The 15,274-nt window shown below is 36.2% G+C and carries 14 protein-coding genes; 10 read left to right on the top strand and 4 right to left on the bottom strand.

Annotated elements, in window-relative coordinates; translation table 11 throughout:
- The 4 genes from AC1DTM_RS10530 to AC1DTM_RS10515 all read left to right on the top strand — a co-directional run.
- Nucleotides 1-1,611, top strand: a 1,611-nt coding sequence (locus AC1DTM_RS10530; protein WP_477000215.1) for an MMPL family transporter, incomplete at its 5' end; no start/stop codon positions are given.
- A gap of 101 nt (nucleotides 1,612-1,712) precedes the next feature.
- Complete coding sequence (locus tag AC1DTM_RS10525; RefSeq protein ID WP_002158768.1) at nucleotides 1,713-2,129, top strand: hypothetical protein; 417 nt, start codon at nucleotides 1,713-1,715, stop codon at nucleotides 2,127-2,129.
- A 100-nt stretch (nucleotides 2,130-2,229) separates the two neighbouring features.
- On the top strand, nucleotides 2,230-3,153 hold the full coding sequence (locus AC1DTM_RS10520) for an RluA family pseudouridine synthase (protein ID WP_477000214.1): 924 nt from the start codon (nucleotides 2,230-2,232) through the stop codon (nucleotides 3,151-3,153).
- A 91-nt stretch (nucleotides 3,154-3,244) separates the two neighbouring features.
- On the top strand, nucleotides 3,245-3,850 hold the full coding sequence (locus AC1DTM_RS10515) for a DUF1648 domain-containing protein (protein WP_016104230.1): 606 nt from the start codon (nucleotides 3,245-3,247) through the stop codon (nucleotides 3,848-3,850).
- 40 nt (nucleotides 3,851-3,890) lie between these two features.
- Here AC1DTM_RS10515 and AC1DTM_RS10510 read toward each other — a convergent pair whose 3' ends face one another.
- The 4 genes from AC1DTM_RS10510 to AC1DTM_RS10495 all read right to left on the bottom strand — a co-directional run bounded on the left by AC1DTM_RS10510 (nucleotide 3,891) and on the right by AC1DTM_RS10495 (nucleotide 9,157).
- A complete protein-coding gene (locus tag AC1DTM_RS10510) occupies nucleotides 3,891-4,721 on the bottom strand; it encodes a CAP domain-containing protein (protein WP_199709442.1) in 831 nt (276 codons plus the stop codon).
- A 465-nt stretch (nucleotides 4,722-5,186) separates the two neighbouring features.
- Complete coding sequence (locus AC1DTM_RS10505) at nucleotides 5,187-6,515, bottom strand: (Fe-S)-binding protein (protein WP_199715335.1); 1,329 nt, start codon at nucleotides 6,513-6,515, stop codon at nucleotides 5,187-5,189.
- Nucleotides 6,512-7,924: a glycolate oxidase subunit GlcD gene (gene glcD / locus AC1DTM_RS10500; RefSeq protein WP_016104233.1), complete on the bottom strand. Its 1,413-nt coding sequence runs from the start codon at nucleotides 7,922-7,924 to the stop codon at nucleotides 6,512-6,514. Before glcD ends, AC1DTM_RS10505 begins: the two co-directional genes overlap by 4 nt.
- A 117-nt stretch (nucleotides 7,925-8,041) precedes the next feature.
- Entirely contained in the window at nucleotides 8,042-9,157 is a 1,116-nt protein-coding gene (locus AC1DTM_RS10495; protein ID WP_016104234.1) for a CdaR family transcriptional regulator, read from the bottom strand.
- A 136-nt stretch (nucleotides 9,158-9,293) separates the two neighbouring features.
- On the opposite strand from AC1DTM_RS10495, the gene AC1DTM_RS10490 reads away from it, so the two are divergent.
- From AC1DTM_RS10490 to AC1DTM_RS10465, 6 genes are all read left to right on the top strand, one after another.
- On the top strand, nucleotides 9,294-10,265 hold the full coding sequence (locus AC1DTM_RS10490) for a YncE family protein (RefSeq protein ID WP_016104235.1): 972 nt from the start codon (nucleotides 9,294-9,296) through the stop codon (nucleotides 10,263-10,265).
- Nucleotides 10,262-10,933, top strand: coding sequence for a response regulator transcription factor (locus AC1DTM_RS10485; RefSeq protein WP_002158760.1), 672 nt, complete (start codon nucleotides 10,262-10,264; stop codon nucleotides 10,931-10,933). The genes AC1DTM_RS10490 and AC1DTM_RS10485 overlap by 4 nt, the downstream gene beginning before the upstream one ends.
- 3 nt (nucleotides 10,934-10,936) lie before the next feature.
- Nucleotides 10,937-12,337 (top strand): sensor histidine kinase, encoded by a 1,401-nt coding sequence (locus AC1DTM_RS10480; protein ID WP_088098832.1) that lies wholly within the window; start codon nucleotides 10,937-10,939, stop codon nucleotides 12,335-12,337.
- Between the two features lie 229 nt (nucleotides 12,338-12,566).
- Nucleotides 12,567-13,256, top strand: coding sequence for a FadR/GntR family transcriptional regulator (locus AC1DTM_RS10475; RefSeq protein ID WP_256416076.1), 690 nt, complete (start codon nucleotides 12,567-12,569; stop codon nucleotides 13,254-13,256).
- Between the two features lie 168 nt (nucleotides 13,257-13,424).
- Nucleotides 13,425-14,144, top strand: coding sequence for a (Fe-S)-binding protein (locus AC1DTM_RS10470; RefSeq protein ID WP_002149679.1), 720 nt, complete (start codon nucleotides 13,425-13,427; stop codon nucleotides 14,142-14,144).
- Between the two features lie 16 nt (nucleotides 14,145-14,160).
- Nucleotides 14,161-15,274: LutB/LldF family L-lactate oxidation iron-sulfur protein (locus AC1DTM_RS10465; protein WP_477000213.1), on the top strand; the 1,114-nt coding region annotated here is incomplete at its 3' end.

The raw sequence follows: 15,274 nt of genomic DNA, 5'->3' as shown, positions 1-15,274 counted from the left end.
GTACTATTATTCTCATTTGGTAGTCTGATTGCGTCTATTTTACCGATTGTAAATGGCGCGCTTAGTGTCATTAGTACGATGGGGATTTTATATTTTATAGGTAGTGATAAAGAGCTATCTATTTTCGTGTTAAATGTTGCGCCGATGATTGGGCTCGCATTATCAATTGATTTCGCACTGTTATTTGTAAATCGTTTCCGAGAGGAAGTTGCGAAGAGAACAGTGAAAGAAGCGATAGCGATTACGTATCAAACGGCAGGACGCGCTATCGTATTTTCAGGGTTATGTGTATTCGTCGGTTTATCAGGCTTATTTTTCTTTAAGATAGATTATATTCAGTCTGTTGCTATTAGCGGGATGATTGTCGTTATTATGAGTATTTTGTTTTCGCTCACACTTCTTCCAGCACTATTATCTTTAATTGGTAAAAGGATATTAAAAAAGAATCAGGCGGCGCCTACGCCATCAAAGGTCTGGCGTAAATTTGCACAGTTTGTAATGAAACATCCAATCGTCATGATTATTGTTGTTCTAACATTTATTGTTATTTGTTTATTACCGCTACGTACAGCTAACTTGCAGTTTCCTGGTGTTGAAGCGTTACCTGAAAAGAGTGATACGAGAATTGCATTTGAGAAGTATGAAGAAGCCTTTAATAAGACTGTCAAAACACACGCCGATGTTACTTTAGTAGTAGAGACGAAGGATGATATAACAGAAAAAGAAAGCTTACAAAAGGTAGAAGATGTCGTTCAAAAGTTAAAAGATGACAAGCAAGTATATAAGGTGACAAGTGTATATGACGGGCTAAATGGAATGAAAGCAGATCAAGTTGCGGGAATGTTACAATCACCAGAAGCGGCGAAAATAGCTCCTGTATTTGAAGCGTATACGAAAGGAAATAAAACAACAATGGAAGTCTTTTTGGATACGAAGCCAAGTACAGAAACTGCAAAACAATGGGTTCGTGATTTCAAAAAGAATTATAAAGAAAACGATGTTACTTATTATTTAGGCGGGATGACAACGTTCCAACAAGAGTTGGAAGATGAAATTAAAGATAAAGTTGCAATTGGTATGTCTGTTATATTTGGGTCAACCTTTGTTATTTTATTATTCGCATTCCGCTCGATACTCATTCCAATAAAGGCGATTATTATGAATGTACTTAGTTTAAGTGCAACAATTGGAATTGTTATTTGGTTATTTGAAGGTGGTCATTTCGGATTAGATGAGAGTTCAGTTTTATTTGTATTACCAATCTTTATTTTCGGCCTCGTATTTGGGCTTAGCATGGATTATGAAGTATTTCTTATTTCACGAATCCATGAGTTATATGAGGAAACTGGAGATAACGATCAAGCAACGCTAGAAGGGCTTGTCTCGACAAGCCGCATCATTACATCCGCTGCTTTAATTATGATTGTTGTTACCGGTGCGTTCGCCTTTACTGATATTTTGCCAGTAAAGCAGATGGGTATTGGAGTCGCATTAGCGATATTTCTTGATGCAACAATTATTCGACTTATGCTTGTACCAAGTTTAATGAAATTGTTTGGAGATTGGAACTGGTGGTTACCATTTCGAAAGAAAAGAGAAAAATCATCGTAAAAAATGCTCATCTATAAGATGAGTATTTTTTTATGAATAGCGAGGCCTATATTTTGCAAATAGTATGTGATAAGAACAATACATACAAGTAGGTGAAGGCAATGTTTCGTTATTTTAAGTTTAAGCTAAATGATACAGTACAGTTTGCAGAAAAAGATGGGCATTTGTATCGCATTGTCGGTTATCGGTTAGAAAAAGGGTTTTATCCAAAAGATGAATGGACTCATATCATATATGAGTTACTTAGAGACTTTGACGGGTATACGATGGATGCGGAAGAAGAGGAACTTGTAAAAGTCATTCAAGTAGAGGATGAGTATTATAAAATACAAGAAGTATCGGGATATCGTTATCCAGTAAAAATGAAGCAAAAGCAGCAAGTTATGAAAGGAGAGAAAATAGACGACTTATTAGATACGTACAACGACTATAAACGATTGGCGGATTTCTTTAAAGATTTATTGTATGAACAAAAAGCTGAAGAAGTGTTGCAGGAGATGAAAAGGCTTAGAGCGTGAGGGGACAGTCGATTATAAGACTGTCCTCTATTTTTGACGGTGCATCAAAGTATGTTTTCCGTTACAATGAGAGAATCAATAGAAATAAGGTGATTATAGTATGGAAACAAAGAAAAAGGGCGAATGGTGTGAAATTACGGTTCCAGCAACGTGGAATGGTATAAGTATTGAGTCGTTGTTAAAAGTAGAATGGGAAGTACCAAAAAAGTTATTACATCAGCTTCGTATGGAAAAAGGTGTTACGGTTAACGGAGAACAGAGGAGATGGAATGAACTTTTAAAAGAAGGAGATAAGTTACAAGTTCATATGTTTATGGAGGAGGAGTACGGCGTAGAGCCGGAATATGGTGAATTAAATGTAGTGTTTGAAGACGATCACGTACTCATTGTAAATAAGCCTGAGCAAATGGATACACATCCTTCTGAAAAAAATGGGACGGGAACACTTGCCAATCTTGTTGCTTTTCATTTTCAAATGCAAGGTTTAGAGACGAAGGTTCGTCATATCCATAGGTTAGATAAAGATACGACAGGTGGTGTTGTATTCGCAAAACATAKAATTGCGGGTGCAATTATGGATCGTTTATTAATGGAACGGAAAATTAAAAGAACGTATACGGCACTTGTTGAAGGAAGAGTAAAAAAGAAGCAGGGGACAATTGACGCGGCCATCGGAAGAGATCGACATCATGCTACAAGGCGCCGTGTTTCTCCAAAGGGAGACCAAGCTATAACGTATTATAAAGTAGAGAAATATTTTAAAAAACAAAATGCGACGCTCGTAACGTTACAGTTAGAAACCGGTAGAACGCATCAAATTCGCGTTCATATGAGCTATAATGGAAATCCATTAGTTGGGGATGTATTATATGGTGGGCAAACAAAATATATGTCCGGGCAAGCGTTACATGCGATGAAGATTAATTTTTTGCATCCGATTACGAAAGAAGAGATCGTGGTTGACGTACCTTTCCCTACAAATTTAAACGACACAATGAAAAAATTTGAAAGAGAAAATGGGTAAAGTGTAAGCTTAAAGTTGAAAAAGGTAGATTTTTGCAGGGATTTCTCTAAAAGAGGCGAAGCCGTTAAGAGAAAAGAGAGGTGAGAATTACTTGATCAAATATAAATATATGCTAGGGATATTTTTCGCTTGTCTTTTACTTACTCTATGTATTTATCCATATTTACCAACTCGTATGGCAGTGCATTGGAACGAGAATGGTGGAGCGAACGAGTTTATGAGTAAACAAGTTGTCGTATTATGTATTCCTGTCCTTATTATTATTTTACATGGATTAGTATATGTTATTTCACATAATATATATAAGTTTAATGAAGGAGAGCATTTCATTATAAGTGGATTTATAAAGAGTATTACTTTATTTATGATGTTTGTCCATCTACTAATTCTCTTTATTAATTTGGGAAGTATTATATCCTTTCAGACAGGACTAACGATTGGAATTAGTATGTTTCTTTTTATGTTTAGTAAAGTGTTTAAAAAGGTGAAGGATAGAGAGAAAGAACCGATCAAATTACAAAAGATCCGTTTAGTTAGTAGGCGAATCTTTCAAGTGATGGCATGCAGCGTATTATTTTCATTGCTTTTGGGCCTGAAGTGGGGATTTTATTTGTTAATTAGTGTAATAAGCTGCGGGTCTATTTTGTTTATGTTCTACATTTTATACGCATACATATTAGAAAGCTATGAAACATAAAAAAGAGTCTTCTCATCATGAGAAGACTCTTTTAATCTATTTACTTCGTAATAAATTGTTGTGTCCAGTAGTTGCCGCTTTCTACATAACCAACACCGATATGAGTGAAGCCGCTATTTAAAATGTTTGCACGGTGTCCAGTACTGTTCATCCAAGCTTGTACAACTTCTTCTGGTGTACGTTGGCCTTGTGCGATGTTTTCACCTGCAGATGTATAAGAAATACCAAATTTCTTCATCATGTCGAACGGAGACCCGTATGTAGGGCTGTTATGATCAAAGTAGTTATTCTTTTGCATATCTTCAGATTTAGCGCGTGCAACTTTGCTTAATTCAGTATCAATTTGTAATGCTGGTAAGCCTTGTTTTGTACGCTCAGCGTTTGTTAATTCAACAACGCGTTGTTCGAATTCGCTTAAAGATTTTGCTTCTTCAGCAGGCTTTTGCTCAGCAGGTTTTTGTGTTTCATTTTGAGTATTGTTGTTTTCAACTGGTTTTTGAGCTTCTGGTTTAGCAACTTCTTCAGCAGGCTTTTGTTCCGCTGGTTTTTGAGTTTCCTCAGCAGGCTTTTGAGCTTCTGGCTTAGCTGTTGGTTGTTCAGTTACAACATTTTCAGTAGGCTGTTGACCAGGAATGAAGCAATCTTGTTGGAATTGACCTTGATTCCATTGTGCTAATGACTCAACTCCCATAGATTGTAAGAATGCTTGTAATTCTTGTTGGCTCATTTGTTTCATCATTACTTTTGAATGCTGAATATTTTGAACCTTTATGTTAGATGGTTGTACTGTTGCAGCTTGTGCATCTAAAGATGATACTCCTAAAGTAAGAGCTGTTGCAGCAGCTACAGATAATAAAACACGTTTTTTCATGATGTGTGTCCCCCTATATAAAGTTTTAATTTGTTTTCACACGATTTGTTTTTGACAGCCTGTCTGACTGACAAATCCATCGTAGCATACAATTTACAAGAAAAAAGATGGAAAAAAATTCATAGACTTTGAAATTACCTAATTTATCCTAAGAGAAGAAAAGGGAAGAAATAAGAGAAACATAGAGTATAAAAGGAATTTTTAGCATTTTTATACTTGGTTTTAAGAGAGGGTTTTTGGATAGATTTACCTAAATGGAAAATAAAGAATCCTATTGTATCAATGGTTTGAACATTTTTTTGAGGAATATACTGGATTGATTTTTACAAAACTGTAATGTTTCTGTTGTTCTTTTTTATAATAAAGTAACATATTTTTAATGTTGTAGCAGACAAAAAAGCGGCTATCTCTTTACATAGACGAAGGAGATAGCCGTTTTCCTATTATTACGTATGTTACGAGTTATTACGAGTTGGTTTCAATTGCTTCTAATAATAAATCTACAATGTGAATTCCTCTCATTTTATGAGAAAGATCTTCTCGTTCAATACCTAATTTCATTTGTAATAGACAACCTGGATTTGCAGTAACAATTGTCGCCGCGTCTGTTTCATGCACACGGTCCATTTTATAATCTAGAAATTCCATTGATAACTCTGAATGAACAATATTGTAAATACCAGCAGAACCACAGCAACGGTCCGCATCTTTCATTTCACGGTATGTTGCACCTTGGATTGCTTCTAGTAACATACGAGGTTCAGAAGATGTTCGCATAACATTGCGTAAATGACAAGAGTCTTGATACGTAATGATTTGCGGCGTGAGTCGTAAGTCATTACGTTTATGGAAATCTAGTTCTACTAGTATAGCAGTAATATCTTTAATTTTAGAAACAAATTGCTTTGCGCGCTCAGCCCATTCTGGATCATCCTTTAAAAGGTAATCATAGTCTACGAGGTAAGCTCCGCAACCACCTGCATTCGTAATAATATAATCGATGTTTAAATCTTCGAATGCTTTTATATTTCGTTTTGCTAATTCTTTTGCTCCACTCTTTTCACCAGCATGCCCATGTAATGCCCCGCAGCAACTTTGTGTTTTCGGAATAACGATATCACAACCAGCTAACTGAAGAAGTTTCATCGTTGCGTTATTTGTTTCTAAAAACATCGTATCCATTAAACAACCTGTGAAGAATGCAACTTGTTTTTTCTTTGCCACCTCAGCAGGTAAAAATTCAGGACGATCTTTCATTGCTTTCATTTTAGGGACTTTTGGCAAAACGAGATCTATCGTTGCAAGTGTTTCAGGGAATAACTTCATAATACCAGTTTTATGTGTTAGCGTTTGTAAACCAGAACGCTGGTAAAATCCGATTAGCCCTGTTAATGTTCTCATTCGGTTTTGATGCGGGAATAGTCCTTCAAAAACGACTTTACGAACAGCTCTCACGGGCACTGAGAATTTTTTATTTTGATTAATAATATCACGAGCTTCTTCTAATAAATGTCCATAATTCACACCAGACGGACAAACAGGTTCACAAGCACGACAGCCAAGGCAGACGTTTAATGTATTTTCAACATCTTCATCTGGCTCAATTAAACCATCAGCGACGGCTTTCATTAAGGCGATACGCCCGCGCGGCGAATGTGATTCTTTATATCCAGATTGAATGTAAGTAGGACAAGTCGGTAAACAAAAACCGCATCGCATACAATTTAATAGTTCATCTTCACTTAATCGTTCTTTAAATTCCTTTTGAATGTTTTCTTTATTTAATTTGGTCATCGCTCAACCACCACTCTTTTACGAGAGTCTTTCGCGAACATCTTTCCAGGATTCATAATGTTGTTTGGATCGAAGGCTTGTTTAATCCCTTGCATAGCAGCGATACCTTCTTTACCTAATTTCATTTCTAAATACGGAGCTTTCATCGCGCCAACACCATGTTCACCAGTAATCGTACCACCAAGCTCAATCGCTTTTGCAAATATTTCAGCAAAAGCTTGTTCAGCACGGTGCATTTCTTCTTCATTACGGGCATCTGTCATACAAGTTGGGTGCAAATTACCATCACCAGCATGACCAAAAGTACAAATAGGAATATTATATTTCTTTGCAATTGCATTAATTGCTTCAACCATTGGAGCGATTTGTGAACGTGGTACAGTTGCATCCTCTAATATTGTTGTCGGTTTTAGTCTTGCAAGTGCTGATAGTGCACTACGGCGTGCTGTACGAAGCGCATCTGCTTCGGCTTCATCTTTTGCAACGCGAACATCGACCGCATTCATAGCACGGCAAACGTTAGCCATTTTTTCGATATCTCGATTGACAACCTCGGGCGGGCCGTCTTGTTCAATTAATAAAATTGCTTTAACGTCAGTTGGTAAACCGATTTGTGCAAACTCTTCTACAACTTCAATTGTTGGTTGGTCTAAAAACTCAAGTGTCGCTGGAATAATTTTATTTGCAATAATAGCAGAAACAGCTCGAGCAGCTTCGTTAATATCTTCATATAGCGCAAGCATCGTTTTCTTCGTTTCAGGTATAGGGACAAGTTTTAATATAGCTTCCGTAACAACACCAAGTGTTCCTTCAGAACCAATAAATAAACGAGTTAAATCATAACCAGCTACATCTTTTGCTAATTTACCGCCAGTGCGAATGATATCGCCGTTCGGTAAGACAATTTCAAGCCCCATTACATAATCACGTGTTACGCCATATTTTAAACCACGTAATCCGCCGGAGTTTTCATTAATGTTACCGCCGATTGTAGAAATTTTCATAGAGCTTGGATCTGGTGGATAAAATAAACCTTTTTCTTCTACTGCTTTAATAATATCAAGTGTAATAACACCAGCTTGTACAGTAATTGTTAAATTCTCTTCGTCAATTTCTAAAATATTGTTCATATGGCGGAAAATAAGGACGATACCACCTTCAAGTGGACACGTACCAGCGCAAAGATTTGTTCCAGACCCGCGAACATATACCGGGATTTTATGAGTGTTACACACTTTTAACACGTCTGCTACTTCATTTGTATTACGAGGAGCAATGACTGCATCAGGCATCGCTTGGAAGTTTGGAGTGGCATCATAACTATAAGTTAAACGCCCCATATTGGATGTATCTACATTATCTTCGCCAACAATAGATACGAATGAATCAATAATTTGCTTTTCTAACATTGGAAATCCCCCTCAAACTGTTAACGTATTTAGTAATAATAAAAAACGTTGTAACAGTGCTTTCATTATAATGATAAAAAAGTAGGGGGATTCTTTCTATATACAATCATCTAAAGATTAATCTATTTTATCGTTATTTTTTGTATGATTATCTAATAAGAGGAGTGCGAAGTATAAAACATTTAAATCTTTGAATTGTTTCGGGTCAAGTCCTGTATGTTCTTCAATCTTTTTTAGCCTGTAATGCAGTGTGTTAATGTGTATATGTAATTGCTCAGCTGTTTGCTTATAAGATTGGTTATAATCGATAAATAAACGTAGAGTGTGCATAAGCTCAGGAGATGATACTAAGTTTTCAATAGTACGCTCTAGAAACTGTTCCCGGGTTTCAGTAGAAATATCTTGTAAGCACATTTCTAAACGTAAATCTTCATTAAATACAATTTTTTTCGTTTCAAGTGATACTGAAAGGGCGCGTAGTGCTTGTTCGTACGATAAGTTCATATTGCTTGGCGTAACTGTTTGTCCAATCCCGATATATAAAGTAATAGAAAATAAAGTTTCACAGTCTTGTTTTAAACGTTTTAAAAATTGAAAGGTTTGCTCTTTGGAGTGCATTGTTGTAAACAAAATAAACCGATCATTTCCCCAGCGAACAAATAAATTTTCTTTTGCTAAAATGTTGCGCAGATGTTGCCAAATTTTACGCTGGAGCATCGTATTATCTTGGGCGATTGATAATAAAATAAGTTGTTTCTTCTTATATAAATCAATGCCAAGCGTTTTTGCACGATCGAGAAAACTTGGAGACCAGTCTGTATTTTGAAGCCAATCAAAGACAAATGCTTCATAAGAACGGTGCTCAAGTTCTAGTTGTTCTAAAAAGTAGTTTTCATGAATTAATAATTCGGTCATCTTACGTAATATTTCTCCGTATTGTGAAATATTTTCAGGTTCTCCTGTAATTCCAATCACGCCGATTACTTCGTCATGGAATAGTAAAGGAAGATTCATCCCAGCTTTTACACCTTGCAGTCGTCGTTCATCATCTTTTGTAATAATGACAGTATTCTTTTGTTTCGCACAGAGGAGTGCCCCTTCATGAAATTGACCGATTCTTTCCGCATCTGTACTTGCGATAATAATGCCTTGTATATTAATAATAATAATGTTTTCAGTAATTAATCTGCGTACTTCACGTACAATTTTATTCGCTAAATCAGGAAAAAGCATAATTTGCACACCTCAAATTCTATTTGTTGTACATTATATATGTAAGTTTATTAATAAAGGAAGATTTCACATTTTCCACACATTTATTTGTTACTTTACAATTATAACGAAATCATCCGAAGATGGAGGGAATCTTTTGAGAAAGTATGTTTTTCTTCTCTGTTTTTTATTTCTATTAGTAGGGTGTCAAGGAAGTTCGTATACACCGATTGCTAAAGATAAAAGTGTTATTATAACAACGAATATAAAGGAAGGTAGTATTAGTTTTATTGATAAAAAAACAAAGAAGCTATTAACAACATGGGAATTAAATGAGCCGATTGCGGGGGTTACGCTACTTCCAAATGGCGAGGAAATACTCGTTTATGGTAAGCAATTAGAATATATGTATGTATATTCACTAGCAGAAGGAAGACAAGTGGACAAATATAAGACTGGAAAAGGAATTGCTAATGTTATCGCATCAGATAATGGAAAACAATTATTTGCTGCCGATCAAAATGAACAAAAGGTAAGGTTCTTTACGATAAAAGGAAAAGAGACAGGGAGTGTTTCAACAGGAAAAGGGCCGATAACGATGGTAGAGCATCATAACCAGTTATCTGTACTCAACTTTTATGATACGAAACTAACGACCATTGATACAAAGAAAAAAGAAGTGATACAGTCCTTTATGATTCCGCCAGCATCAACAGGAGCGACGGTTAGCGCTGATGGGAAAGAAATATGGATTGGTGGACATGGTGATGGAAGTCAAGTGAATGAGAAAGTATTAGTGTATTCTTTACAGAGTGGAGAGATGATACGTTCTTTACATGCTCCGTTTATGCCTGTGAATATAACAAAGGATGATAAGTATGTATATGCGCTAAGTCACGGTTCAAATACGCTTAGAAAGTTTGATGCAAGTACGTATCAAGAGGTAGGATTTGCAGAAGTAGGATCTAATCCATTTGCATTTTTGAAAAGCGGTGCAGAAGGATATGTAGCTAGTTATGATAGCGATGAAGTATGCGTAATGGATATGAAGAATATGAAAATAAAACAAACAATTAAAGTCGGTAAAGGACCGTTTCAACTCATAGAGAGAGAAGGGGAAGGGCAATGAGTAAATATAAAGTGCTAGTCGTAGATGACGAAAGTGATATGAGGCAACTTGTCGGAATGTACTTAGATAACTTCGGATACGAGTGGGGAGAAGCTGAAAATGGAAAAGAGGCACTTCGAAAATTAGAGACGGATCATTACGATTTCGTTGTACTAGACATTATGATGCCTGAGATGGATGGGCTTTCAGTTTGTAAAGAGATTCGAAAAACGTCGGATGTACCTATTATATTTTTAACAGCAAAAGGTGAAGAGTGGAATAGGGTGAACGGCTTACGTATGGGAGCAGATGATTATATTGTAAAGCCATTTAGTCCTGGGGAACTAATTGCTCGTATGGAAGCTGTTTTAAGACGATATACAAAGCAAGAACAGCAAGAAGAGATTCAATTTGGACCGATTCTTATTAATGAAAAAAGTAGGAGGGTCGAGACGAATGGTGAGACGATTCCTCTTACGGTAAAAGAGTTCGATTTACTATATTTTCTTTGCCAACATAATGGACAAGTATTTAGCCGGGAACAATTGCTTGAAAAGGTGTGGGGATATGATTATGCAGGAAGTACAAGAACGGTAGATACGCATGTGAAAACGATGCGTCTAAAGCTAGGAGAAAGTGGAAACTACATTCAAACCGTTTGGGGTGTAGGTTATAAATTTGAGGTGTAACGTATGTTTACGATGGTACAAAAGCTTTGGCTTACAGTAGTATGTGCAGTATGTGTAACAGTTTCCTTTCTTTATTTTGTATCTTTATACTCATATGAAAAGTTATACGTTGATAATTTAAAAGATTCATTAGTAATGGAAGGGAAACGTCTTGCCACGCAATATGATAAACGTGAAGGAGTATCCACTTTTGAAGAGAAAGTAAGGGCATATGATCAAATATCTAGTTCAGATGTCCTTTTCGTATACAATCCGCGTGATTTAAGCGCATGTTTGCCTTTTGATGTTCACCATCATTCTCTTATAAGTGAAGGGGATAGACAGGCGCTATTAGATGGGAAAACTGTGACAAAGATAGGGTATGAAGAACATTTTGATCGTAATATTATGGGTGTTGTCATCCCTGTTTTAGATAATAAAAAATTAGTTGGTATTGTATACTCTTATATTCCTTTAAAAAGTATAAAAGACTTAATATTTGATATGGGTCTTATTTTAGCGCCGTTAGCACTTGCAATGATTTTAATTACAATATGGATTGGTAGAAAAATTATTATCGCTATTACGAGACCGCTTTCGCAAATGGAACGAGTTGCAAATCATTTGGCTACTGGAGATTTCTCAGAGCGGATTACAATTTCTTCAGAAGATGAAATTGGACGATTGGGAAAAGCTTTTAATAAAATGGCAAATTCTTTAGAAACAGAAGATGTAAAGCGTAAGGAATTTTTAGCTAATGTTTCGCATGAACTTAGAACACCGCTTAGTTATATTAAAGGATATAGTGAAGCTATTTTAGACGGTGTAGCGAAGGGGCCGCAGCAGGAAAAAGTAACGCAACTTATTCATAAAGAGGCAGGTCGCATGCAGCGCCTCGTTCATGATTTATTAGATCTAGCGCAGCTAGAAGGTGAACACTTTCCCCTAAAGAAACAACCTATCGTTTTTTCACAGCTTATTGAAGATGTACTAGATACGTACGAGTTACAGTTTATAGAAAAAAAACTTCGTATTTCAACGAATTTAAATCCTGAAATTATCGTAATGATTGATGAGGATCGTATGCAACAAGTACTTCATAATGTGTTAGATAATGCGATACGTTATACAAATCAAAACGGGGATATCATAATAACATTAAAGCAAATCGATGATTATTGTGAATTGCACATAAAAGATACAGGAATAGGTATTGATAGAGAGCATTTAGAAAATCTCGGGGAACGCTTTTACCGAGTAGATAAAGCGAGAAGTCGTCAACACGGTGGAACAGGTTTAGGCCTTGCAATTGTAAGGCAAATTGTTCATATACATGATGGTGAGTGGAGAATAGAAAGTGAAAAAGGTAAGGGAACGACAGTTATTATTAAATTAAAAGCACAAGATGAGGAGAGCATATTCTAACTTTTGGAATATGCTCTTCATATTGAAGGTAAATAGTTACGCGTAAATGTATTAATTAATATCAAACAAATATCAAAAAATTGACTATTTTATGAACAAAACATTTGTACTTCTTACTAATTCGTTCTAAAATAGTTATGGATGCTAAGTTCTTATAAAACGTTACAATTGTTGTTTGGAAGATACTGAGGTGATTTAACTGGAGTACAAATCTATTAAACCGAAAAAAATTTACGAAGAAGTATCTGAAGCTATTTTAACAATGATTAAAAATGGTACGTTAAAACCTGGTGACAAACTACTTCCTGTTCATCAATTAGCTGAGCAGTTTCAAGTTGGCAGATCTGCTGTTCGTGAAGCGCTAAGTGCGCTAAGAGCAATGGGCTTAATTGAAATGAAACAAGGAGAAGGTACATATGTAAGGAATTTCGATCCTTCTTCATTAACGAAATCACTAAATAACAAGTTATTAATGAAGAAAGAGGATATTTTGAATTTATTAGAAGTACGGAAGGTGCTCGAAGTGGGGGCAGTTCGAGCGGCAGCGGCAAAACGTACGGAAGCTAATTTACAAAATATGAAGCATTGGTTAGATGAAATGGCAAAGAGCATTGGAGATGAAAAGGCTGGCGAAAAAGCAGACTTTCAGTTCCATATGGGAATTGCAGAGTCTTCGCATAATAACATCTTACTTGAGCTCATGAATCATGTTTCAGAGATGATTGCTGAAACGATTGGTGAATCAAGACGCATTATTTTATATGGTGAACAAACAACATCAGAACGACTTTTAGAAGAGCATCAATCTATATATAATGCGGTGTTAAAGCAAGATGTGGAATTAGCGCAGCAAGCAATGCTAAATCATTTAACAAATGTAGAACATATTGTCACAGGTAAAAGCGATATAAATTCGTAATTTAATCTTTTAATTTTCTAATTTTCTGATAAAATAGAGAGAGATTAAGTAAACGTTTTCTTTAGAAGAGGGAGAGGATAGGCCATGGTTGAGCCCACTTCTTCTAATCTTAGTCATCTGATGACCATATGATTGTTGGCGAAGTTGTAATGAGGGGGAATTATAGTTATGAAAGTCACTTTATTTGTTACTTGTATAGTCGATATGTTTGAAACAAACGTCGGCAAAGCAACAGTTGAAGTATTGGAGCGTTTAGGTTGTGAAATTGAATTTCCAGAAGCACAAGTTTGTTGTGGTCAGCCTGCTTATAATAGCGGCCATGTAGAAGCAGCAAAAGAAGCGATGAAACATATGATTGAAACTTTCGAAGATGCAGAATATATCGTTACGCCATCTGGCTCTTGTGCGACAATGTTTCATGAGTATCCGCATGTTTTTAAAGATGATCCGAAGTGGGCTAAACGTGCACAAAAGGTTGCTGATAAAACATATGAATTCACACAATTTATTGTAGATGTTTTAAAAGTTACAGATGTTGGTGCAAGTTTACCAGGAATAGCTACTATTCATAAATCTTGTCATATGACACGCCTGCTGGGAGTAAAAGAGGCACCAGGAATTTTATTATCAAACGTAAAAGGATTAACTGTGAGAGAACTGCCAAACGTGCAAAATTGTTGTGGGTTTGGGGGAACGTTTTCAGTTAAGATGACTCCAATTTCTGAGCAAATGGTAGATGAAAAAGTAGATAGTGTAATGGAAACAGGTGCTGATTATTTAATCGGTGCAGATTGTGGGTGTTTGTTAAACATTGGCGGACGTATTGAGCGTTTAGGAAAAGAAGTAAAAGTAATGCATATTGCTGAGGTCTTGAATAGTCGCTCATGAAGGGGGAACATAAGCTATGTCTATGAAAATCAGTGAGAAAAAATTTAATGATCGCGTTGGCGATGGAATTCAAGATTCGTTTATGCGCGGAGCAGTATCTTCTGCACAAACGCGTTTATATACAAATCGATTGAAAGCAGCTGAAGAGTTAGGAAACTGGGAAGAGTGGCGTGAACTAGGTGAACAAATTCGTCAACATACGTTAGAAAATCTTGATTATTACTTAATGCAGTTAAGTGAAAATGTATCAAAAAGAGGCGGTCACGTTTACTTTGCGAAAACGAAAGAGGATGCGGCAAAGTACATTCAAGACGTTGCAAAAAAGAAACAAGCGAAGAAAGTTGTAAAATCAAAATCAATGGTAACTGAAGAAATTAGTATGAATCATGCCCTTGAAGAGATTGGTTGTGAAGTGTTAGAGAGTGACTTAGGAGAGTATATCTTACAAGTAGATAACGATCCACCATCACATATTATTGCGCCTGCACTTCATAAAAACAGAACGCAAATTCGTGATGTATTTAAAGAAAAACTTGGATATGAAAATTCTGATGATCCATACGAAATGACAAAGTTTGTTCGTAAACAACTTCGTGAGAAATTTATGGATGCAGAAATTGGTGTGRCAGGTTGTAACTTCGCTGTTGCAAATACGGGCTCTCTTTGTTTAGTAACGAACGAAGGTAATGCCGATCTTGTTATGTCGATTCCGAAAACACAAATTGCAGTAATGGGTATGGAACGTATGGTTCCGACAATGGAAGAATTAGATGTTTTAGTTGGTTTACTATGTCGTAGTGCAGTAGGTCAAAAGCTAACAAGTTATGTAACAGTAGCAGGACCAATTCAAGAGGAAGAGGTAGATGGACCAGAAGAGTTTCATTTAGTCGTTGTTGATAATGGCCGCTCTCAAATCCTTGGATCGGAATTCCGTTCAGTATTGCAATGTATTCGTTGTGCTGCTTGTGTCAATGTATGTCCTGTGTATCGTCACGTTGGTGGACATTCATATGGTTCTATTTATTCAGGACCAATTGGTGCAGTGTTAACACCACTTTTAGGTGGATATGATGATTATAAAGAACTTCCTTATGCATCTAGTTTATGCGGAGCGTGTACGGAAGCTTGTC

Source organism: Bacillus sp. P4_D3, assembly GCF_056401855.1.
The sequence above is the reverse complement of the archived record's forward strand: the minus strand, read 5'-3'. Positions and strand labels throughout refer to the sequence as shown.